This window comes from Streptomyces sp. NPDC003456 (genome assembly GCF_042878735.1).
Classification (GTDB): Bacteria; Actinomycetota; Actinomycetes; order Streptomycetales; family Streptomycetaceae; genus Streptomyces.
In genome coordinates, this window is sequence record NZ_JBIAOK010000003.1 from 177,858 (window position 1) to 198,479 (window position 20,622).

17 protein-coding genes and 3 tRNA genes are annotated in these 20,622 nt (G+C 71.9%); 7 read left to right on the plus strand and 13 right to left on the minus strand.

The features are described from left to right. Positions 1 to 54: 54 nt before the first annotated feature. The 3 genes from ACFYWG_RS11835 to ACFYWG_RS11845 form a co-directional block, all read right to left on the minus strand. Entirely contained in the window at positions 55 to 1,995 is a 1,941-nt protein-coding gene (locus ACFYWG_RS11835; protein WP_389200930.1) for a galactose oxidase-like domain-containing protein, read from the minus strand. Continuing rightward, on the minus strand, positions 1,992 to 3,992 hold the full coding sequence (locus ACFYWG_RS11840) for a glycosyltransferase family 2 protein (protein WP_389200932.1): 2,001 nt from the start codon (positions 3,990 to 3,992) through the stop codon (positions 1,992 to 1,994). Before ACFYWG_RS11840 ends, ACFYWG_RS11835 begins: the two co-directional genes overlap by 4 nt. Before the next feature lie 668 nt (positions 3,993 to 4,660). After that, positions 4,661 to 4,734: transfer RNA gene (locus ACFYWG_RS11845), tRNA-Lys, on the minus strand. 198 nt (positions 4,735 to 4,932) lie between these two features. Here ACFYWG_RS11845 and ACFYWG_RS11850 point away from each other — a divergent pair. From ACFYWG_RS11850 to ACFYWG_RS11865, 4 genes are all read left to right on the plus strand, one after another. Then, the gene (locus ACFYWG_RS11850; RefSeq protein ID WP_389200935.1) at positions 4,933 to 6,249 is read left to right on the plus strand and encodes a peptidoglycan-binding protein; all 1,317 of its coding nucleotides are present in this window, start codon (positions 4,933 to 4,935) and stop codon (positions 6,247 to 6,249) included. Positions 6,250 to 6,385: 136 nt separating this feature from the next. After that, entirely contained in the window at positions 6,386 to 7,504 is a 1,119-nt protein-coding gene (locus ACFYWG_RS11855; protein ID WP_389200937.1) for an SPFH domain-containing protein, read from the plus strand. 101 nt (positions 7,505 to 7,605) lie between these two features. Next, positions 7,606 to 8,211: a lytic polysaccharide monooxygenase gene (locus ACFYWG_RS11860; RefSeq protein ID WP_383499366.1), complete on the plus strand. Its 606-nt coding sequence runs from the start codon at positions 7,606 to 7,608 to the stop codon at positions 8,209 to 8,211. A 108-nt stretch (positions 8,212 to 8,319) separates the two neighbouring features. Further along, positions 8,320 to 8,817 carry a hypothetical protein gene (locus tag ACFYWG_RS11865; protein ID WP_383499363.1) on the plus strand — a complete coding sequence of 166 codons (498 nt, stop codon included), beginning with the start codon at positions 8,320 to 8,322 and terminating at the stop codon, positions 8,815 to 8,817. 47 nt (positions 8,818 to 8,864) lie between these two features. Here ACFYWG_RS11865 and ACFYWG_RS11870 read toward each other — a convergent pair. The 7 genes from ACFYWG_RS11870 to ACFYWG_RS11900 all read right to left on the minus strand — a co-directional run bounded on the left by ACFYWG_RS11870 (position 8,865) and on the right by ACFYWG_RS11900 (position 14,120). Then, positions 8,865 to 8,938, minus strand: a tRNA-Lys gene (locus ACFYWG_RS11870). Between the two features lie 96 nt (positions 8,939 to 9,034). Continuing rightward, a complete protein-coding gene (locus tag ACFYWG_RS11875) occupies positions 9,035 to 9,796 on the minus strand; it encodes an IclR family transcriptional regulator (RefSeq protein WP_376331610.1) in 762 nt (253 codons plus the stop codon). Positions 9,797 to 9,993: 197 nt separating this feature from the next. Continuing rightward, on the minus strand, positions 9,994 to 10,779 hold the full coding sequence (gene ehuA / locus ACFYWG_RS11880; protein WP_389200940.1) for an ectoine/hydroxyectoine ABC transporter ATP-binding protein EhuA: 786 nt from the start codon (positions 10,777 to 10,779) through the stop codon (positions 9,994 to 9,996). Continuing rightward, entirely contained in the window at positions 10,769 to 11,419 is a 651-nt protein-coding gene (ehuD, locus tag ACFYWG_RS11885; protein WP_385418935.1) for an ectoine/hydroxyectoine ABC transporter permease subunit EhuD, read from the minus strand. Before ehuD ends, ehuA begins: the two co-directional genes overlap by 11 nt. Next, the gene (gene ehuC / locus ACFYWG_RS11890; protein ID WP_383499357.1) at positions 11,416 to 12,117 is read right to left on the minus strand and encodes an ectoine/hydroxyectoine ABC transporter permease subunit EhuC; all 702 of its coding nucleotides are present in this window, start codon (positions 12,115 to 12,117) and stop codon (positions 11,416 to 11,418) included. Before ehuC ends, ehuD begins: the two co-directional genes overlap by 4 nt. Further along, positions 12,114 to 13,040 (minus strand): ectoine/hydroxyectoine ABC transporter substrate-binding protein EhuB, encoded by a 927-nt coding sequence (ehuB, locus tag ACFYWG_RS11895; protein ID WP_389200943.1) that lies wholly within the window; start codon positions 13,038 to 13,040, stop codon positions 12,114 to 12,116. Before ehuB ends, ehuC begins: the two co-directional genes overlap by 4 nt. Positions 13,041 to 13,172: 132 nt before the next feature. After that, positions 13,173 to 14,120, minus strand: coding sequence for a D-2-hydroxyacid dehydrogenase (locus tag ACFYWG_RS11900; RefSeq protein WP_389200945.1), 948 nt, complete (start codon positions 14,118 to 14,120; stop codon positions 13,173 to 13,175). A gap of 307 nt (positions 14,121 to 14,427) precedes the next feature. On the opposite strand from ACFYWG_RS11900, the gene ACFYWG_RS11905 reads away from it, so the two are divergent. Together ACFYWG_RS11905 and ACFYWG_RS11910 are read left to right on the plus strand one after the other, a co-directional pair. Continuing rightward, entirely contained in the window at positions 14,428 to 15,159 is a 732-nt protein-coding gene (locus ACFYWG_RS11905) for a decarboxylase (protein ID WP_389200947.1), read from the plus strand. Between the two features lie 135 nt (positions 15,160 to 15,294). Next, entirely contained in the window at positions 15,295 to 16,392 is a 1,098-nt protein-coding gene (locus ACFYWG_RS11910) for an LLM class flavin-dependent oxidoreductase (protein WP_389200949.1), read from the plus strand. Here ACFYWG_RS11910 and ACFYWG_RS11915 read toward each other — a convergent pair. After that, on the minus strand, positions 16,362 to 18,227 hold the full coding sequence (locus ACFYWG_RS11915; RefSeq protein WP_383499342.1) for a putative bifunctional diguanylate cyclase/phosphodiesterase: 1,866 nt from the start codon (positions 18,225 to 18,227) through the stop codon (positions 16,362 to 16,364). The two genes, ACFYWG_RS11910 and ACFYWG_RS11915, sit on opposite strands and share 31 nt — an antisense overlap. Before the next feature lie 277 nt (positions 18,228 to 18,504). Here ACFYWG_RS11915 and ACFYWG_RS11920 point away from each other — a divergent pair, with 277 nt between their 5' ends. Next, positions 18,505 to 19,806, plus strand: coding sequence for a M6 family metalloprotease domain-containing protein (locus ACFYWG_RS11920; RefSeq protein ID WP_383499339.1), 1,302 nt, complete (start codon positions 18,505 to 18,507; stop codon positions 19,804 to 19,806). Positions 19,807 to 19,877: 71 nt separating this feature from the next. Here ACFYWG_RS11920 and ACFYWG_RS11925 read toward each other — a convergent pair. Both ACFYWG_RS11925 and ACFYWG_RS11930 read right to left on the minus strand, forming a co-directional pair. Beyond that, a tRNA-Lys gene (locus ACFYWG_RS11925) sits at positions 19,878 to 19,951 on the minus strand. Next, complete coding sequence (locus ACFYWG_RS11930; RefSeq protein WP_385418951.1) at positions 19,942 to 20,556, minus strand: bifunctional DNA primase/polymerase; 615 nt, start codon at positions 20,554 to 20,556, stop codon at positions 19,942 to 19,944. Before ACFYWG_RS11930 ends, ACFYWG_RS11925 begins: the two co-directional genes overlap by 10 nt. Between the last annotated feature and the right edge of the window lie 66 nt (positions 20,557 to 20,622).

Genomic DNA, 20,622 nt, shown 5'->3' on the forward strand with positions numbered 1-20,622 from the left:
AAAGGGCGCCCCCCACGGGGAGGGCGCCCCTTCGTCGGCCGGACGGGTCTCCCGCTACGGCACCTTCACCCACTGCGCCTTGCTCGGCGTGCCGTCGGCGTTCGTCGCGAACAGCATGTACCAGCCCGCCTGGACCAGGTTGCGGTTCTCCGGCAGCGTCACCTTCAGCCGGTCGCCGTCGACCGTGAAGTCCAGGGCGATCGACCGCTGGTCGACGTCCGTGACATGTGTGGCCGCGCTCGGCCGGATCAGCCGGACCTTCTTGACCTTCGCCGCGTCCCGCGAGGAGAACGTCGCCGTCCCGCCGCGCTCGACGGTCCGCGGACCGCCCGACAACTCGGGCCGCTCGGCGTCACCGTAGAGGTACGGCGGCGTGTAGATCTCGATGCGCTGCTCGAACTCGCCCGGCTTGGTGTTGGCCTTGTCGCCGTAGAGCGAGTCGGAGCCGAAGAACATCACCCGGCCGTCGGGCAGCAGGATCGAACCGGAGTGGTAGTTGCGGCCCACCAGCGGATCGGCGACCCGCTTCAGCTCGTTCTTCCCGGTGTCGTACAGCCGCGCCTCGAGGATGTCGGAGTCGCTGCGGCCCCGGTAGTCCTGCGAACCGCCCGAGATGAGCACGCTGTCGTCGGGCAGGATCGAGGCGTTCGGGTAGCGGGTGCCCTTGTCCAGGGAGGGGCCGTCGACGAACGCCGGGTCCTGGTCCTTGAGATCGACGATCCGGGTCTTCTCGCTGGACCGCTGGGACTCGCCGACACCGCCGCCGCCGATCACCATGTACCTCTCGTCCTGCGCCGGCGGCAGCAGCACCGTGCCGGACGTCTCCATCAGCTCGGGGTCGCTCAGGCCGGGTATCTTCGCGAACTTGTTGGTGTCCACGTCCCACACGCCCGGGTCGCGGCCCACGTCGTCCGGCCCGTAGCCCGCGTTGGAACCCGAGTAGAAGACCTTGCCGTTCTGCATGAGGAACAGCGCCGGGTAGGTCGGGAACTGCCGGACCTTGTCCGTGTAGGTCCACTTCCTGCTCTTGGGGTCGAACACCTCGTTCTTCCCGGGGACGAGCTGGCCGATGTCGTCCAGGCCGGAGACGCTGAGGACCTTCCCGTCGCTCAGGGTGGTGAGCGTCGGGTACCAGCGGGCCTCGTTCATCGGGTCGACCTTGATGTACTTCTCGGCGACCGGGTCGAACTCGAAGGCGTCCCGGATCCCCTGGAAGTCCTTCTTGTCGAGGGCGAGCTTCTGCGCGATGCCGTAGGTGTTCCTGGCGTCGGCGCCCTTCAGGCCGTGCACGCGGTAGTTGTCCTGCGTACCCGTCTCGTACTTCTTGCCGCGCTGCTGCGCCTCGACGTAGATCCGGCCCAGGCCGGGGTCGTTGCGCAGGAACCTGCCCGTGGCCTTGTCGAAGACCTTCTTGGCGCGCGGCACGAGCACCGGGTCCTTGGAGACGAACGTCTTGCCGTTCTCCTTGCCGGTGAACCGCGTGCCGGCGGGCAGCGTGATCGGCTCGTCCGGGTTCTCGTTGTGGACGATCATCAGGCCGCCGGCCTTGGTGACGTCCCCCTTGAGCTTCTCGTAGCGCTTGGTGCCGCCCGCGATCAGCAGGTTGCCGTTGGCGAGCTGCGTGTGGCCGGTGCAGAACAGGTCGGCGGGCGTCGGGACCTTCTTGACGGTGCCCTTGACCGGGTCCCAGATCCGGGTGTCGAACTTCTTCGCGTCGAAGTTGTCCTGGTCGTTGCCCGACCCCGCCACGAGCAGCACCTTGCCGGTGCGCAGCAGCGCGGCGTGGATCGTGTTCTGCCGGTACTCCTCGGGGAAGTCGACGATCTCCCACTTGCCGTTGGCGGCCTTGTACTCCGGCTTGTTGATCGTGTACTGGTGGTATTTCTCGGTGCCGAAGCGGTAGAGCCACGGCCCGTTCATCCCGGCCAGCGCGAGTACCACCGCCGTGCCGATCGCGAATCGACGGGCCCGGCGGCGGCCTGCACGGTCGTTCATTCCTTACGTCCCCCAAGTCCACCCAGGGCGATGTGCATGGTCGGGTCGGCCTCGGTGACCTCCCCCTCGTCACCGGGGGCCGCGGCCCAGCCGGGCGTGTGCCGCGGGGTGCGCGGCGTCTGCGCCTGCGGAGCGGGCGGCGGCTGCGTCCGGTGCGGTTCTGCGGGTTCCTGTCCGGGGTCCCCGGCGCCACCGGCGGGCTTCTTGGCGTCCTGGCGCAGCTGCCAGCGCCAGGCGAACACCGGCGAGGCGGTGATGAGCAGCGCGAACGACGCCCAGATGATCATGGCTGGGTGGGCGTGGCCGAGGGTGATGCCGGCCGCGATCGAGGCGCCGAAGATCAGGATGAAGTACCAGTGGTAGCGGAACGTGCCGAACCAGCGGTCCGGGCTCGCCGAGTCGCCCTTGGGCGTCACCACGAACTTGCTCTTGCGCCGCAGCACCGCGTCGACCAGCGCCTTGGCGTACAGCGGTGCCGACAGCGCGGACATCATCATGCCGGCCACGCCGCCGGAGCCCTCCGGCTCGTGCGGCGAGACGTTGTGCCGGCGGTTCCAGACGTACAGGCCGATCTGCAGGGCGGAGGCGTTGCCGTAGAGCATCAGCCACACCGCCGGGTCGATGTTCACACCCGAGGCGCCCAGGCCCAGGAACAGGGCGCAACTGAGCGCCGCCAGGATCCAGTTCAGGGCCGACATCGGATAGAAGATGATCATCATCGTGTAGTTGAAGAGCTTGCTCGGCGGCAGCGAGTACCAGCCCTTCCAGTACTGCCCGATGATCGTCTCGTACGTCCCCCGCGACCAGCGCATCTGCTGGGTGAAGAAGTCCGTCCAGGCGCTCGGGCCCTCACCGACGGCGAGCACGTCCGGGGTGTACACCGAGCGCCACTTGCGGCCCGTCGCCGGGTTCTTGTGGCGGTGCATCTCGAAGCCGGTCGCCATGTCCTCGGTGATCGAGTCGTACAGGCCGCCGATCTGCTTCAGCGCCTTGATGCGCACGGCGTTGGAGGTGCCGACGAACATCGGGGAGCCGTAGCGGTTGCCGGCGCGCTGGATCAGCGCGTGGAAGAGGAACTGCTGCGACTCGGCGGCCTTGGTGATGGCGTTGTCGTAGTTGCCGTAGACCTGCGGGCCGATGACGAAGCCGACGTCCGGGTCGCGGAAGAAGCCGAGCATCCGCTCCAGGTAGTTGGGCAGCGGCACGTGGTCGGTGTCGACCGAGGCGAAGAAGTCGTAGGCGTCGCCGTGCGCCTCCAGCCAGGCGTTGTAGTTGCCGTGCTTGGTCTTGGCGCGGTGCGGGCCCTTGGCCTGGTTCCACTTCGCGACGCCCTTGCGGGAGAAGTGGTGCACGCCGAGGCGCTCGCAGACCGCCTTCACCTCGGGGTCGTCGCCCTCGTCCAGCAGCCAGACGTGCATCAGGCCCCGGTGGCGGATCCTCACCGCCGCCTCCAGGGTCTTCGTCACCATCTCCAGCGGCTCCTTGCCGGGCACGAAGGAGGTGAGGAAGGCCACTCGGGTGCCGGTCTCGGGCACCACCGGGATCGGGTCCCGGGCGACCAGCGTGGCGTGCGCGTTGGACAGCACGTTCATGCAGCGGAAGAACTCGATCAGGCCGATCGAGACGAGCATGACCATGTCGAGCGCGGGCAGCCAGTCGAAGGCCGGGTAGTCGCGCTCGGTCCAGTGCTCGGGCTGGAGCAGCCAGAACAGCAGCACCAGGGAGAGCACCGGCGCCGCGGCCAGCATCAGGGCGACCCGGATGCGGTGCGGCTCCTGCGAGATGAGCGAGCGGTACTGCACCCGGTACGGCTTGTGCGGATCGGGCTGGGTGAGGGGGCCCGCGAGCCGGCTGTAGTGCTCGTAGTCGTACCGCGGCAGCGTCTTCCTGATCCGACGGAACGTTCCGGTTGTGCTCATCCGGTGAGCCGGCACCCTCAGTTGGGTGGTGCTGGACGGGTCGTGGTCCTGCCGGGCACCCGTGGGCCTCGACGTCATGAGTCTTCCCCCCACACGCGGACAGCCGCGTGTTTCGTAGCTTTCTTGCCGCCTGCCAGGTCCCCCTCGACCGGCGCAGACGTATTCGGTGGTGGGTCGCGGTCACCACGTCATCCACACCCTCAGACATGGAATCGCGACCTCGCGGTTGCAGATGCGCCCCACGGCATCGCTTCACGGACCGGGAGCCCCTACTCCCGCCGCTCCGCACAACCGGTACGGATCCCCCCAACTGCCACGAAGCCGCAGCTCTTTGTAAAACCAGGGACCCAGCGTTCTACGGCGTCCCTCATGATCGCAAGATGCGCAACACGGTGTTTACCGGTCATACGCACTCATTATGGTGTGCTCGCGGGCTTTGCGGGGCGGGTGTGGACAAGTGGGCGCCGATGTCGCCGACGTGCTCCTCCTGCCCTCCTCGCTCGCCTCGCGCCTGCGGACTCGACCCGGAAGCCTGTACGAGCAGTGGGCGTGCTCCGTTCAAACGGGCGTCCCACCGGTCGCCGGGCAAGCCCCCGCGCCGCCATGGCGAGAGGGTAGCCGCCCCGGCGTACGGCGCGTGGCGTTCTGTGGAGAGAAAGGTTTCGGCCACCGGGGCCGGACGCGCGGGAAGGCCGCACGGGCATGCGAAAAGGCCCCCCGCTTCCGCGAGGGGCCTTTCCCGTCTGTGCGCCGCCAGGGACTCGAACCCCGGACCCGCTGATTAAGAGTCAGCTGCTCTAACCAACTGAGCTAGCGGCGCCTGCTGACACGGAAACTCTACAGGACGCCCGGGGGTGCTCCGGACCACCCCGGCCGGCCCGGGCCCTCCCCGGACGGACCCGGCGTACATCATTCGGACCGTCAGCATGCGCGTGCGGAAGACAGTTGCGAAACTGGCGACGCGCTCCCGCACGTGCACGGGCGCCGTACATTCCGCCGGAAGTGTGAGGGGAATCGCATGGAGTCTCCGGTATTCGAAGAATTCGACCCCGCGAGCGACTGCGACTGTCCCGGATGCGTGCACTGGCGGCGGGTCCTGCCGCATTCCCGGGCGGGCCGCGGCACCGCCCACCCGGCCGCCCACCGGGCGCTCGCCCTGGCCGCCGTGGCCTCCGCCGCCCTCGGCGCGGGGCACGCCGCACCGGCCGCGGCCGCCCCGCACGCGCCCTACCGTCCGGGTGGCATTCCCGCAGGTGACGGGCCTGACACTCCGCAGGGGGAGAGGGCCCCGCTGCACGGACCGGCCGGCCGCCCGGCACCGCAGTCCGTCGCTCCGCAGCCCACCTCCATCACCCGCGCGGAGATCATCGACCGGGCCAAGGTCTGGGTCGCGGCGAAGGTGCCCTACAGCATGAGCGCGTACTGGTCCGACGGTTACCGGCAGGACTGCTCCGGCTATGTCTCGATGGCGTGGAAACTGCCGGGGAACGAATGGACCGGCAGTCTCGCCCAATACGCGGAACGGATCACGAAAGAGGAACTCCAGCCGGGTGACATTCTGCTGTTCCACAATGCGGCCTCCCCCACCAGCGGCTCGCACGTCACCCTTTTCGGCGGCTGGACGGACGAGGCGCACACCACCTACACCGCCTACGAGCAGACCCGCCCGCACACCCGCCGGCAGGCCACCCCGTACGCCTACTGGAGCGACTCCGACCGGTACGTCCCCTACCGCTACAAGGGCGTGACCACCGAGGAGCCCGCGCCCGGATCCGGCAGCGGGAGCCCGGGCGCCCCGGCCGTGACGCCGTACCCGGGAGCGGCGTATTTCGGCCCCGGGGCGAACAACGCCTACGTCACCCGGCTCGGCCGCCTGCTCGTCGCCCGGGGTGCCGGGGGCGCCTACGCGGCCGGCCCCGGACCCCGCTGGACCGACGCCGACCGCCGGGCGACCCGCGCGTTCCAGCAGGCGCAGGGCTGGACGGGCGCGGACGCCGACGGGCTGCCCGGCCCGCTCACCTGGGAGCTGCTGGTCACGGGCAAGGGCAAGGACGTCGTGGGCGGGGTGGTGGGGCCGCCGCCCGCCTCCCACGGCGTGCCGGGCTACCCGGGGCGGGCGATGTTCCGGCCCGGCGCCGACAACGCCTATGTGACCCGGCTCGGGCAGCAGCTCGTGCGCAAGGGGTACGGCAGGTTCTACGAGGTCGGGCCGGGCCCCTTGTGGACCGAGGCCGACCGGCGGGCCGTCGAGGCGTTCCAGCGGGCCCAGGGCTGGCGCGGCGGAGCGGCGGACGGCTACCCCGGCCCGGAGACCTGGCGGCGGCTGTTCTCGTGACCCCGCCGGCCGGACGGCGGGCGCCGGCCCTCGGGCCGCTTCCCCGGCGGCCGGCCCCGACACCCGGCCGGGCCCGAACGGGTCCGGCAGCGGGACCACCGTTGTGACGCATCTGGCGCGGAGGCTGGAGGCACGCATGAGTACGACCACTTCCCACACGTCCGAGCCCGACCGACCGGCCGAGGGGCCGGTCCGGTCCGCCCGGCTCATCCAGAACGAGTCCACCACCGAGATCCCCGTCCATCTGCTGTTCCGCGACGACCCGGACCCGGCGCCGGTGGCGCTGAAGCCGGCGGTCGTCGGCCGCAGGCACGGCACGGGGGAGCAGCCGCGCCTGCGGCGGCCCGCCGCCACGCACCGACCGGTGCCGCGGGTCGACCCCGGCCTGGCGGAGCGGCCCGCGCGGGTGCTGCCGGGTGCGGCCGGGGTGCTCGCCGGGCTGTGCGGGGCGGCCGGGTGCGCGGCCGTCTCCTGGTGGGCCGGGGTGCTGCCGCCGCTCGCGGTGGAGGCGCTGCGGCTCCCGCTGACCTCCGGGGCCGGGCTGGGCCCCGCGCAGTGGGCGGCGTACGCGGGAGCCGGCGCGCTCGGCCTGTTCGGGTTCGGCGGACTGGCCCGGGGGCGCACCGGGCGGGCCTGGGTGCTGGACCTGTTCGGCCGCTACCGGGGGACCGTGCGCCGCTCCGGCCTGCTGTGGGTCAACCCGCTGCTGCTGCGCCGCCGGGTGGACGTGCGGCTGCGGCACTGGCGCAGCGAGCCGGTCCCGGCGGCCGACGCGAGCGGGGTCGCGTTGCGCGTGGTGGTGCTCGTGGTCTGGCGGGTGCGGGACACCGCCCGGGCCGTGCTGGGCGTCGAGGACCACGAGGCGTACCTGCGCGAGTGCGTCGAGGCGGCGCTGGCCCGGGTGCCCGTGGAGACGCCGGGCGGGACGCGCGGGCCCGGGGGAGCGGCGGGCGAGACGCTGACCCGGCTGGTCGCGGCCGACGCGGCACCGGTCGGGCTGGAGGTGTACTCGGTGCAGCCGCTGCGGGTGGAGTACGCCCCCGAGGTCGCGGCCGCGATGAACCGCCGCCGGATCGCGGCGCTGGACGCCCAGCACCGGGCGAGCGTGCTCACCTCGGTGGTCGACTCCGTGGAGGACACGGTGACCCGGCTGACCATGCGCGGACTGGTCGAACTCGACGACTACGAGCGCAAGGTGCTGGTGAAGGACCTGACGGTCGCGTTCTGCTCGGGCCGCGGCGAAACAGCTCCGTGATTGGTATGGACATGTTCAACTAACAGTCATACGCTCCCCTTGGTCTAGACCTACATGCACGGCTCACTGAACCCTCCCCCACGTTTCCCAGGAGCGGCAGCATGCGCACAAGGACCAAGGTGTCCGCACTCGCGGTGGGGCTGGCCACGACCGGAGCCCTCGTACTCTCCTCCGGCGGCGCCAGCGGCCACGGCTACACCGACCTCCCCGTCAGCCGGCAGAAGCTCTGTCAGAACGGCACCGTGACCAACTGCGGTTCCATCCAGTGGGAACCGCAGAGCGTCGAGGGGCCGAAGGGCTTCCCGGCCTCCGGGCCGGCCGACGGGCAGATCTGCAACGGCGGCGTCGGCCACTTCAGCCAGCTCAGCGCGCCCCGGACGCCGTCCGGCGCCGCCTGGCCGGCCACCCCGGTGACGGGCGGTCAGAACTACACGTTCCGCTGGCAGTTCACCGCCATGCACGCCACGAGCGACTTCAAGTACTACATCACCAAGCCGGGCTGGAACCAGAACCACAACCTGTCCCGGTCCGACCTCAACCTGACGCCGTTCTTCACGGTTCCGTACAACGGCCAGCGGCCGCCGTCCACGCTCTCGCACAGCGGCCGGCTGCCGTCGGGGCTGAGCGGCCGGCACGTGATCGTCGCGGTGTGGACGATCGCCGACACGGCCAACGCGTTCTACGCCTGCTCGGACGTCACCTTCTGACGCCCGGCGCACCTCTGAGGTTCTCTTGAGTCACCGGCGCGGCCGGCGTGGGTAGGTTCCTGCCACGCCGGCCGCTCGGGTCCGGCGCATCGACCTCGGGGGTGCGCGATGGACGTGGTCTTCTACGTCGTGCCCGGACTGATCATGGCCCTGGCCCTCTTCATGGCCCACCGCGTCGTGCGGCGCTGGCTGCAGATCCGCGGTGCCTGGAACAGCGGGCTGACGGCCGAGGGCCGCTGCCTGCGGGCGTACACCACCGTGAGCGGCGGGCAGGGGGACACGTCCGTGCGCAGCACGCTCCACCACGTGTACGAGTTCATCACCCACGACGGCCGGGTCGTCCGCTTCGAGGAGGACGGTGGCCCCGGCACCACCCTCGAGGGCGACTACGTCACGGTGTACTACAGCGGCGGTGCCCGGGTGGTGGCCACCGCCCAGCCGCCGGACCGCGCCCGGCAGGCCGTGAGCGCGATCGGCGTCCTGGCGTTCCTCGCTGTGATCGTCGTCTTCTGCGCGGGTTTCGTGACCGCCTACAGCCAGACCTTCGGGCCCGTGGGCGACATCGTCTTCAGCGTGGACGACAGCGGGACGTCCACACTGCCCTGAACGCCTCGAAGGGCCCCTCGCTCCCACGAGAGGCCCTTCGATTCAGGTGCGCCGCCAGGGACTCGAACCCCGGACCCGCTGATTAAGAGTCAGCTGCTCTAACCAACTGAGCTAGCGGCGCATGACTCACGCCGACCGCCGGAAGGTGTTCCGCGGCTGGCGACGAGAAAATACTACCTGGTCCGCAGGGGTGCTCCTGACCACCCGGACGGCGGTCCTAGATCGCCATGGAGAGCAGGACCGGGGCCGCGTTGCGGTTGAGGGCCTCGGCGGCCCGGCGCAGGCGGTGGGCGTGCTCGACGGGCAGGGACAGGGCGAGGCAGCCGACGGAGGAGCCGGCCGTGACCGGCACCGCCGCGCACACCGTGCCGACCGCGTACTCCTGGAGGTCCAGCACGGGCGCGGTCGGCGGCTGGGCCTCCAGGCGCGACAGCAGCAGCCGGTCGCTGGTGATGGTGCGGGAGGTGAGGCGGGCCATCCTGTGCCGGGCCAGGTGATCACGGCGCCCGGCGTGGTCGAGCTGGGTGAGCAGGCTCTTGCCGATGGCGGTGGCGTGGGCCGAGGAACGGAAGTCGACCCACTCGTGGACCTTGGGTGTGGCCGGGCTGTCGGCGTACTGGGTGACGCTGATCTCGCCGTCGACGTACCGGCTCATGTAGACGGCGGCGCCGACCGAGTCGCGCAGCCGGTCGAGGGTGTGCTGGAGCTTGTCCCGCAGCGCCTGCTCGCGCTGCGGGGCGGAGGTGAGGCGGGACAGGGTCTCGCCGGTGACGTACGCCCCGTCGGTGATCTGCTCGACGTAGCCCTCGCGGCGCAGCATGCGCAGCAGCGCGGTCAGCCGGTCCGGGCCGATGCCGGTGTGCCGGGCGAGGTCGGCGTCGGTGACGCCGCCGGGGCGGTGCGCGACGGTCTCCAGCACGCGCAGCGCGTCCTGGGCCGAGTGGTACGGAGTGGTCGGCGGCTCGTGCTTCAGCGCCACGGTGGTCTCCCCCTGCGCGTGCTGTAGGGCCGTGATCCGGTCGGTCGACCTGTTCCAGACTAACGGGCGAACGGCCTGCGGGAAGCGGGGGTTGACATGATTGCGGACCGCCCGGGCCGGGCGGCGGCGCCGCGGCACATGCCGGGCGCATGCCCCCGGTCCGGGCGGTCCGTGTCCTGCCTGGTGACCGGCGGTGATCAGAGGACCGCGCTGAGGAACTCCCGGGTGCGGTCCTTCTCCGGCTCCCTGAAGATCTTCTCCGGCGGGCCCGACTCGAGGATGCGACCCGAGTCGAACATCAGCACCTGGTCGGAGATGTCCCGGGCGAAGTTCATCTCGTGGGTCACGCAGAGCATCGTGATGTCGGTGGAGCGGGCGATGTCCCGCAGGACGTCGAGCACTCCCGCGACCAGCTCGGGGTCGAGCGCGGAGGTGACCTCGTCCAGGAGCAGCACCCGGGGGCGCATCGCCAGGGCCCGGGCGATCGCCACCCGCTGCTGCTGGCCGCCGGAGAGCCGGCCCGGGTGCGCGTCGCACTTGTCGGCCAGGCCCACCAGGTCGAGCAGCCCCTTGGCCCGCTCCACCGCCTCGTCCTTGGACAGGCCGAGGACGGTGACGGGCGCCTCGGTGATGTTCCGCAGCACCGTCATGTTCGGGAACAGGTTGAACTGCTGGAACACCATCCCGATCTTCTTGCGGACCTCGCGGACCTCCTTGTCGGAGGCCGGGAACAGCCGCTGCCCGTCCACGGTGATGGTGCCCTCGTCGGGCTCGGCCAGCGTCATCAGCAGCCGCAGGATCGTGGTCTTGCCGGATCCCGAGGGGCCGATCAGCGTGACGTGCTTGCCGGCGTCCACGGAGAAGTCCAGGCGGTCCAGGACGGTGTTGTCCCCGAACCGCTTGGTCACCTGCTCCAGCCGGATCAGCTCGCCGGTGCTCCTGGCGGGGGTCTTCTCGGGATCGGAGAGGGTGTCAGTGGGCAAGGCGACGCTCCAGGGCTCGCAGGCCAAGGCTGGCCAGGTAGGAAATGACGATGAAGGCCACGCCGATCAGCGTGACGGGCTCGGTGAAGCGGAAGCTCTCCTGCGCGAACAGCCGCGCCTCGCCGAGCATCTCCAGCACCGTGATCGCCATCAGGATGGGGGTGTCCTTGAGCATCGCGATGACGTAGTTGCCGAGGGCCGGCACGACCCGGCGGATCGCCTGCGGCAGGATCACGGCCGTCCAGGTGCGGCGCAGCGGCAGGTTCAGCGCCGTCGCCGCCTCCCACTGGCCGGCGGGCACCGCCTCGATGCCGGCGCGGTAGACCTGCATCGTGTACGTCGAGTAGTGCAGGCCGATGCCGACGACACCGGTGGTCAGCGCCGAGAAGGCCACGCCCCACTCGGGCAGGACGTAGAAGAGGAAGAACAGCTGCACCAGCAGCGGGGTGTTGCGCACGAACTCCGTGACCGCACCGACCGGCCAGGTCACCCAGCGCGAGGGCACCCGCATCAGCAGCGCCCACACCAGTCCCAGCGCGAAGGCGATCACCGAGCCGAGCAGCAGGGCCCGCAAGGTGACCAGCAGGCCGTCCAGGAAGTGCGGCATGAAGTCGGAGACCGCGCTCCAGTCCCAGTTCATCGCACCGCCTCCGCCACCACCGGCTCGGGCGCCCGCGCCGCGCCGCCGGACTGCGTGCCGGCGCCCGCCTTCAGCTTCCGCTCCAGCCCGCGCATGCCCCGCGTGAGCAGGAACGCGATCACGAAGTAGATCAGCAGGACGTACGTGTAGATCTCCGCGCTCTCCTGCAGCGCCAGCCGCACCAGGTTGCCGCTGAACGCCAGGTCGCCCATGCCGATGACGGACACCAGGGCGGTGCCCTTGAGCAGTTCGACGAGCAGGTTGGAGAACGGCGGGATCATCTCCGGCACGGCCTGCGGCAGCAGGATCAGCCGCAACCGCTGCCAGGGCGTGAAGCTCAGCGCGATCCCGCCCTCCTTCTGCGCCGGGTCGACCGCGTTCAGCGCGCCGCGCACGATCTCGGAGCCGTACGCCCCGTAGGTCAGGCCGAGCGCCAGCGTGGCCGCCCACAGGGGGACGAGCTGCCAGCCGAAGGTGATCGGCAGCACGAAGAACACCCAGAAGATCATGATCAGTGCCGAGGTGCCGCGGAACACCTCGGTGTAGAAGCCCGCGAGGAAGCGGACGATCCACAGCCGGTGCGTGCGGGCGACGCCCACCACGAAGGAGACCGCCGCGGCCAGCAGGGTGCTGAGGACGAGCAGCTGGATCGTGACCCAGACGCCCTGGAGCACCAGTTCCCAGAGTCCCGAGGTCATCCGCCGCACAGCTCCTTCGCGGTCAGGTCCGTCATCTCGGCCTCGGTGAATCCGAAGGGCTTGAGGATGCGGAAGAGTTCGCCGCTCTTCTTGAGCTTGCGCAGCTCCACGTTGAAGGCGTCGCGCAGATTCGTCTCGGTCGGCCGGAAGGCGAACGCGCCGCCGTCGACGTGCGGCTTGCCGCCGACGATCGGCTTGAACGGTTCGGTGGCCTCCGTCCTGGCGGACTTCTTCACGACCTCGCGCACGGTGAGCGCCGTGCCGGCGAACACGTCGACGCGTCCGGCCTCGACCGCGTTGAGACCGGCGACCTGGTCCGGGACGATGAGGATCTCGCTCTCGTCGTACCCCGCCTCGACGGCGTACTGGATCTCGGCGTAGCCGGTCCCGGTGGCGAACCTGGCCTTCTTCTCCACGACGTCCTTGTAGTCGCGCAGGCCCTTGGGGTTGCCCTTGCGCACGATGAACGCGTCGAGCATCTGGTAGTCGGGGTCGGAGAAGACGACCTGCTCGCAGCGCTCGGGGTTGACGTACATCCCCGCGGCGACGACGTCGAACTGCTGGGAGTTCAGGCCGGGGATGAGCGAGCCGAACTCGGTCGGCACGGGCTGCACCCGGTCGACGCCGAGCCGCTTGAAGACGACCTTGGCCAGTTCCGGTGCCTCACCGGTCAGTTCGCCGTTCCTGTCGATGAAGCCGAACGGGATCTCCCCGGCGATGCCCAGGCGGACGACGCCCGCCGCGCGCAGCCGTCGGAGGAGGTCGCCGCCCGCGACGTCCGAGGCGGTGGCGACCCGGCTGCATCCGGTGGCGCCCAGCGCGCCGAACGCCGCCACCCCCGCGAGCAGCGACCGGCGTGTGGGTCTGGATCGGGCCTTCGAGAGGGGTTCTGGACTTCTCGGGCTTCTCTGTGGTGGAGCCATGGGCGCGCGGCTACCCGAACGCCTCCGGGTTATGCAGGTCTTTTCAGGCCCCCCACGTGCGCTCCGCGACACCCCCGGCCGGCCGGGACGCCCGCGGTGGTGTGCGCGGCCGCGTCCGCCCTTCCCGGCGCGTCACGGCCCGGGGACGTAACCGCGCTGCTTGTCGACCACGTTCCGCAGCGGCTCACCGGCCGCCCACAGGTCGAAGAACTCCACAAACTGCGCGGCCAGTTCGTCCCGCCAGCCGGCCGTGTCACCGCTCATGTGCGGGGACACGATCAGCCCCGGCACTCCCCACAACGGGCTGTCCCCGGGCAGCGGTTCGTCCGCGAAGACGTCCAGCGCGGCCCCGGCGATCCAGCGCCTGTCCAGGGCCTCGGCGAGGGCCTCCTCGACGACCAGCGGGCCCCGGCCGACGTTGACGAACCGGGCGGAGGGCTGCATCACGCCGAAGCGGCGGGCGTCGAACATGCCGCGCGTGCGCTCCGTGAGGGGCGCCGCCGCGACCACCCAGTCGGCACGGGACAGCAGCCGGTCCAGATCCTCCGGGCCGTGCACCCGGGCGCGCGCGGCACGGCCGACCAGCGCCGTGGTGACGCCCAGCGCCTTCAGCGTGCGGGCGACGGCACGGCCGACGGGGCCGGACCCGACCACCACGGCCCGGCTCCCGGCGACCTTTCGGGTGTCCCGGTGCCGCCAGGTCCGTGCGCGCTGCAACTCCAGCGTGCGGGGCAGGTCCTTGGCCATGGCCAGCACCAGCGCGGCGACGTACTCGGCGACCGGCTGGTCGAAGACGCCCCGTGCGTTGGTCACCACCGTGTCCGAGGAGGCGAGTTCGGGGCACATCACGTGGTCCACCCCGGCGCTCGCGATGTGCACCCAGCGCGGGCGCGGGCCTCCGCCCGGCCACGCGTCCCGTACGGCGTGCGAGGTGAGGTCCCACACCAGGAGGACGTCCGCGCGGGGCAGGTGCGCGGCGAGCCCGGCCGCGTCGGTGTGCTCGATCCGGACCCGGCCGGTGAGGCGGCCCAGGCGGGGGAGGGGCTCGGCATCCAGGACGAGCAGGGTGGGGGTGGGCATGGGCAGCCGTTCCTCCAGCCGTTCGGCGGGTCCGGCCGGCGCGGGCTCCGGGCGGCGGCGACGCAGGGGCCCGGTGCCGGCCGGGCGGTGATCCGGGCGGACCGCCCACGCTGGCACCTCCCGGCGACGGCCGTCAACACGCACGGTCGCCCGCCCGTCGCCCCGCGTGAAACCGGGTGCCCGGCCGGCGCCCGAGGAGCCGCACGCCCCGGTGGTCTCGGCCAACCCGGTGACGAGGGTGGGCGGCGCTGCGCCGACTGGGTACCCGGTCCCGTAGTACCGGAAGCGAGCAGCAGGAAGGCTGGACATGACAGCGCTGGGATTCCTCTACCCGGGCCACTCCGCCGACGACGACTATCCGCGCATCGAGCAGTTGCTGGGCAGCGACATCCGGGTGGACCTGGTGCACATCGACCTCGGTGGGGACACCCACCGGGTGGACGCGCCGGCGGCGGGCGACGCGGCCGGGCGGCTGGCGGCCGGGGTCCAGGAGCTGCGGCACGCCGGCGCGGACGCCGTGGTGTGGGCGTCCACCAGCGGGAGTTTCGTCCAGGGCCGGGACGGCGCGCAGGACCAGGTCCGCACGCTGGCCCAGGCGGCCGGTATGCCCGCTTCCTCGACCTCCTTCGGCTTCGTGCACGCGGTGCGGGAACTCGGCCTGCGGCGGGTCGCCGTCGGAGCGGCGTACCCGCAGGACGTGGCGCAGCTCTTCGCGCGGTTCCTGCGCGCGGACGGCGTCGACGTCGTCTCGGTCCACAGCTCCGGCACCGCCTCGGCGGCCGAGGTGGTCGGCTGGGGCAAAGGCGAACTCCTCGCCCTCGCGCGCGACTCCGACCACCCCGAGGCGCAGGCGCTCCTGCTGCCCGGCACGGACCTGCACACCGCGGCCCACATCCCCGCCCTGGAGAAGGAGATCGGCAAGCCGGTCCTCACCGCCAACCAGGTCACGGTCTGGGAAGCCCTGCGCCTGGCGGACCGCCGGGTGAACGCGCCGGAACTGGGAGCCCTGTTCACCCGCGAACCGCTCGTCCAGGCCTGAGCCCGGGGCCGCTGCCCGAGCCCCGGCCGGCCGGGGCTCCCCGAGCTGCTGCGTGGTGGTGCGGGAATAACCGGAGACAGTCCCCTGTTACTGCCTGGACGACAGCACACGGCCCACAGCAGGAGGCACCCCACCGTGGCGGCAGACGAGATCCGCGGCGCAGCGCAGGGCAGCGCCCCCGTCCCCCTCTCCGTACTGGACCTGGTCACCGTGGGGGCCGGCCGCACCGCCACCGACGCGCTGCGCACCAGCGTCGAGCTGGCCCGCCTCGCCGAGCGCCGCGGCTTCCACCGGTACTGGGTCGCCGAGCACCACTCCATGCCGGGCGTGGCCTCCTCGTCCCCGGCGGTGATCCTGGCCCACCTGGCCGCCCACACCGAGCGCATCCGGCTCGGCTCGGGTGGGGTGATGCTGCCCAACCACGCGCCGCTGGTGATCGCCGAGCAGTTCGGGACGCTGGAGGCGATGGCCCCCGGCCGCGTCGACCTCGGCCTCGGCCGCGCCCCGGGCACCGACGGCGCCACCGCCGCCGCGCTGCGCCGCACCGAGCGCCTCGACGAGGGCGCCGACGACTTCCCGCAGCAGCTCGCCGAGCTGACCCGCTTCCTCGACGACGACTTCCCCGACGGGCATCCCTACCGCCGCATCCACGCCGTGCCGGGTCCGGTGCAGGCCACGTCCCCCGGCGGCGTCCAGTCCCCGCACCGCCCGCCGATCTGGCTGCTCGGCTCCTCCGGCTTCAGCGCCCGCCTGGCGGGCGTCCTCGGGCTGCCCTTCGCCTTCGCGCACCACTTCTCGGCGCAGAACACCGTCCCCGCGCTCGACCTGTACCGCGAGTCCTTCCGGCCGTCCGCCGTGCTCGACGAGCCGTACGCGCTCATCGGCGTCTCGGCGCTCGCCGCGGACGACGAGCGGGAGGCCCGCCGGCAGGTGCTGGCGGCCGCCCTCGGCATGGTCCGGCTGCGCACCGGCCGCCCCGGCCTCGTGCCCACCCCGGAGGAGGCGGAGGCCTACCCGTTCAGCCCCATGGAGCGCGACTTCGTCGACTCCTGGAACGCCAACGTCGTGCACGGCACCCCGGACGAGGTCCGCTCCGGCCTGGACGACCTGGCCAAGCGCACCGGCGCCGACGAGCTGATGATCACGGCCAACGCCCACGGCGGGGACGTCCGCCTGCGCTCCTACGCACTGATCGCCGACGCCTACGGCTTGCCGACGCCCGCCTCGGCCTGAACGCCCGGCGTGCCCAGCAGCTCGGAGATGCGGTCCGGCGGCACCGGGCGGGAGTAGAGCCAGCCCTGTCCGGTGTCGCAGCCGATGCTGCGCAGCCGGGTGGCCTGCGCCGAGGTCTCCACGCACTCGGCCGTGACGGTCAGCCCGAGCCGGTGCGCGAGCTGGATCATCGCCTCGACGACCACTTGGTCGGCCGGGTTGGCCCGGGCGGCCGCCTCCCGGTCGTCGTACTGGAAGCCCCGCACGAACGAGCCGTCCAGCTTCAGCGCCGACACGGGCAACCGGCTGAGGTAGGCGAGGTTCGAGTAGCCGGTGCCGAAGTCGTCGATGGCGATGCGCACGCCCATGTCGCTGAGGGCCTTCAGAGTCTGCAGCGGGCGGCCCGCCGACCCCATCACGGCCGACTCGGTGAGCTCCAGCTGCAGCAGGTGCGGCTCCAGGCCCGTCCCGGCCAGCACCTCCGCCACGTCCGCCACCAGGTCGGAGTCCCAGATCTGCCGCACGGCCACGTTCACGCTGACGAAGATCGGCGGCTCGTCGGGGTGGTCCAGCTGCCAGCGGCGGGCCTGCTCGCACGCCGTGCGCAGCACCCAGCGGCCCAGTGGAACGATCGAACCGTCCTCCTCGGCCAGTCCGATGAACCGATTCGGCGTCAGTACGCCGAACTGAGGATGATTCCAGCGGATGAGCGCCTCGACGCCGTGCAGCCGGTCGTCCTCCATGCCCACCAGCGGCTGGTACTCGAGCCGGAACTCGCCCCGGTCGATGGCCGGCCGGAGGGTGGAGGCCAGGGCCTGGCGGGTCATGCGGTGCGCGTTGCGCTCCGGGTCGAACAGCGTCCAGCGGGCCTTGCCGTCGGCCTTCGCCCAGTACAGCGTCGTGTCGGCCGCCTGCATCAGGGCCGTCGGGGTCGTCCCGGCCGCATGCCGTTCGACCACGCCGATCGAGGCCGAGACCGACAGCCGCTGCCCGGAGATGTCGAACGGGTCCTGGACCGCGCGCAGCGCCGACTCGGCCAGCTCGGCCAGCTGTTCGGTGCCGGTGGAGTCCTCCACGAGCAGCGCGAACTCGTCACCGCCGAGCCGGGCCACCAGCGGGACGGTGGTCCGGGAGTGCCCGGCCTCGTCCGCGCAGCGCATGAGGCGCTCGGCGACGGCGGCCAGCAGCCGGTCGCCCACGCGGTGGCCGAGGGTGTCGTTGATGGCCTTGAAGCCGTCGAGGTCCAGGTAGCACAGCCCGATCCGGCCGGTGCCGCTCTGCTCGTACGACTCGGCCTCCAGTGCCGCAGACAGGCGTTCGAAGAACAGGGTGCGGTTGGGCAGCCGGGTCACCGGGTCGTGCATCTGCAAGTGGCGCAGCCGGGCCTGGAGTTCGCGGCGGGCGCTGATGTCGGCGACGGACAGCAGCACGCCCTGGTCCTCGGCGGGCAGCGGGGCGACCGTCACCTGCACCCACAGCGAGTGCCCGTCGGGGTGCTTCAGGCGGCGCGTGCAGCGCAGCCGTGACTGCCGGCCGCGCAGCACCTCGCGGTAGGCGTGCCAGGTGCGCGTGTCGGAGGTGAGGTCGACCAGGTCGGCGGCGGCCGACCCGGCCAACTCGTCCGGGCTGCCGCCGAGCAGCGCGGCGAGCGCGTCGTTGGCGCTGACGACGGCGCCCTCGCGGTCCACGACGGCCATGGCGAGCGGGGCGGCCGTGAAGACGGAGCGATAGGGCTGCCGTGACGGGTTCTCGGTACGGGGAGACGTATCGATCTCACTCTCTGTGACGACCGGCCGGTCGAGGTCTGCCGCGGGCGCCGGCCCTTCGGAGGTTCCGCTCACCGCTCGCTCCCGCATGTATTCGATCTCTGTCCGTGCAGGAAAGGTCAGGAAAGTGTGCCGATCATAGAGGCTGGCCCCGGGGCCTTCCAGCCGGTGTCCGGTCTTCCGGGCCGGTCCGCGCTTCTGCCAGATCGTTTCTGCTCAGCCTTGGACGGCTTCTTCGGGCCCTCGACCAGTTGTGACGTTCCGTGAGTGCTTCGGGAGCGTCGCCGTTCGCATTTCTTCGGCCCCTTCACCCGACCGGTGCAGGCAAACAGGGCGCGGTACGACAAATCATCACAGTCTGGGTGCGGTGTCCCGCGAACCGTACCCGGAGGTACCTGTGCCGCGTCAGTTTCCGCGCGCCCGATGGCGCAGCACCGCGGCCGTGTTCACCACCATGTCCGCGCTCGCCGCCACCTCCCTCGGGGCCAGTCCCTCCGCCGCCGGGCCCGATTCCGCCGCGCCCTGCGCCCTGACGCGCACCGACGCCCACCACTCGGAGGGCCTGGACACCTGGAACGCCTCCTACCCGCGCCCGGACCGGTCGCTGGACGCGGTGATGGTGTTCCTGTCCTTCCCCGATTCCCGCCCGCTCACCACACCGCAGGAGCTGACCGCCGACCACTTCCCGGCCACCACCCGCTTCTTCGAACGCGCCTCCTACGGCCGCTTCACCCTGCGCCCGCACCCGCTGGGCCGCTGGATCCAGATGCCGCAGCCGTCCACGGCCTACGACATACAGCGCGACTGGAGCTCCGACCGGCGGGCCGCCTACCTGCGCGACGCGCTCTCGGTGGCCGACCCGCAGGTCGACTTCTCCCGCTACGACGTCGTGTACTTCGTCGCCGATCCGGACGCCCCCGGCGTGGACTCGGACGCGACCAAGGTGGTGAACCTGACCAGCCCGCTGCGGGCCGACGGCACCGATCTGCGCCGGGTCGTCACCGTGTTCGAGCAGCACCCCCCGGACCGGCTCGTCCTCGCCCACGAGACCGGGCACGTGTTCGACCTGCCCGACCTGTACCACCGTCCCGCCGACGGCAAGGGCGACTGGGACACCCATGTCGGCGACTGGGACCTGATGGGCAGCCAGTTCGGACTCGCCCCCGACCTGTTCGCCTGGCACAAGTGGAAGCTGGGCTGGCTCGACCCGCGCCAGGTGCGGTGCGTGCAGGACCCCGGTCCCACCCGGCTCACCCTGGAGCCGCTGACGGCGGGAGCGGAGCCGGCCGAGGTGGGCGCGGCCGGGGCCCGGGCCTTCGGGCTCGGGCGCGGCACCAAGCTCGCCGTGGTGCGCACCGGCCCGGACAGCGTGCTCGCCCTGGAGGCGCGGGGGCCGGTCGGCAACGACGCCGAGGCCTGCCGCGCGGGGGTGCTGGTGTACCGGGTGCGGGGCGGGGCGCAGTCCGGGGGCGGCCCCATCGAGGTGGTCGACGCGCATCCGCGCACCGAGGCGTGCTGGGAGAACTCCGTCTACCCGCCGCTGGCGGACGCGCCGATCGCCCTCGGGGAGAGCTTCACGGTGCCGGGCGGGGGCGTACGGGTGGAGGTGCGGGTGGAGGGGCGTACCGCGTCGGGGGCCTGGACCGTGAAGATCAAGGTGGGGCACTGACGGTCGCACCGAGTGCCCCACGCCGGTACGCGAAAGGCCCCCCGCTGCTGCGAGGGGCCTTTCACCGTCTGTGCGCCGCCAGGGACTCGAACCCCGGACCCGCTGATTAAGAGTCAGCTGCTCTAACCAACTGAGCTAGCGGCGCCTGCTGACGTCGTAGACCTTAGCACCCTGGTCGGCGGGAGGAAAAATCGAAATCCGCACGGCCGAGCGGGCCGCCCGCACGGCCGCCCACAGCAGCACCTCCGGACCGGGCAGCCAGGGCTGACGGGTATCCGGAGCGACGAGCCAGCGCGAACCGGACCGGGCCGGGGCGGGGGGCGCGGTGGAGTCGCCGGGCGCCGGGGCGGGGACGGTCACCGCGTCGCCGGTGCCGTGGCACAGCAGCGGCGGTACCGCGTCCGTACGGCGGCTCTCCCCGCCGTCCCGGCCGTGCGCGCCCCACTCCTCCCACTCCAGCAGCGCCGGCAGCCGCTGGGCCGTGCCGGGGGCGGCGAACAGCAGCATGCGGCCGCGGAACTCGGCGACCGGTCCCGAGCCGGGGCCGTCGTCCCACAGCCGGTCGAGCATCCGGCGCCCGAAGATCGCGGGCGCGCTGACCACGTCGAAGACCGAGCCGCAGGGCAGGACCACCGGGGCGCCCGGCCGCTCGTCCCACAGGGCGAGCGTGCTCCGCGGATACGTTCCTGCCGAGGCGAGCCAGGCGGCCCCGTCCGGGGTGACATCGGAGGCGTTCCATGCGCTGCTCATGGCAGACAGGTCTACCGGCGGTGAGCGGACGGTCTCCCAGGGTTGCGGGAAACCGGGACAGCGGGG